Source organism: Thermobrachium celere DSM 8682, from assembly GCF_000430995.1.
Classification (GTDB): domain Bacteria; phylum Bacillota; class Clostridia; order Clostridiales; family Caloramatoraceae; genus Thermobrachium; species Thermobrachium celere.
The window spans coordinates 2,676-3,515 of sequence record NZ_HF952002.1; the positions used below are offsets into that span (position 1 = coordinate 2,676).

Below are 840 nucleotides of genomic sequence, written 5' to 3' on the forward strand. Positions count from 1 at the left end.
AAGGGTGAAAAGGATTTATTAGTAAGATTTGCTAAATGCTGCMATCCTGTACCAGGTGATGATATTATTGGATTTATAACAAAGGGAAGAGGAGTGTCGGTTCATAGAAAGGATTGCACAAATTTTAAACATTTATCTGAAGTTGAACCCAATAGAGTTATAGAGGTAAATTGGACTGGAGAGCACACTTCCTCATTTATTGCAGATATTCAAATACAGGCAGTTGATAGAACAGGATTGCTTGCAGATATTACAAACACAATAGTAAATTCTAAGGTTTCTGTTAAGGCTATAAACGCAAGAACAAATAGAAAAAATACAGCCACAATACAACTTTCCTTAGAGGTTTTAAATACCGAACAACTTGAAAAAATAATGAGGGAATTTAGAAAGTTAACAGGTGTAATTGATGTATATAGAAATAGAAATTAGGGGTGAAAACATGAGAGCAGTAGTTCAAAGGGTAAATAGAGCCAGTGTTGAGGTTGAGGGAAATATAGTAGGAAGTATTGGAAAAGGAATTTTAGTATTATTAGGGGTAGAAGATGCAGATACTGATGACGATATAAAGTATCTTGCTGAAAAGGTATGCAATCTTAGAATTTTTGACGATGCTGATGGTAAAATGAATCTATCAGTAGTTGATGTAGAAGGTGAATTGTTAGTTGTATCTCAGTTTACATTGTATGGAGATTGTAGAAAGGGTAGAAGACCAAATTACATGATGGCAGCTAAACCAGATTATGCTGAGATGATGTATCAAAAGTTTGTTGAAGAATGTAAAAATATGTTAATAAAGTAGAAACAGGACAATTTCAAGCATATATGAAGGTTTTGCTT

The 840-nt window shown here is 33.1% G+C and carries 1 protein-coding gene and 1 pseudogene; both read left to right on the forward strand.

The genetic code is table 11. The annotated features are described in order from the left end of the window. A partial coding sequence (locus TCEL_RS00260; protein ID WP_040683667.1) for an ACT domain-containing protein occupies positions 1–432 on the forward strand: 432 nt, incomplete at its 5' end. Between the two features lie 10 nt (positions 433–442). Further along, positions 443–840, forward strand: a pseudogene (gene dtd / locus TCEL_RS00265) (D-aminoacyl-tRNA deacylase); the annotation flags it as partial.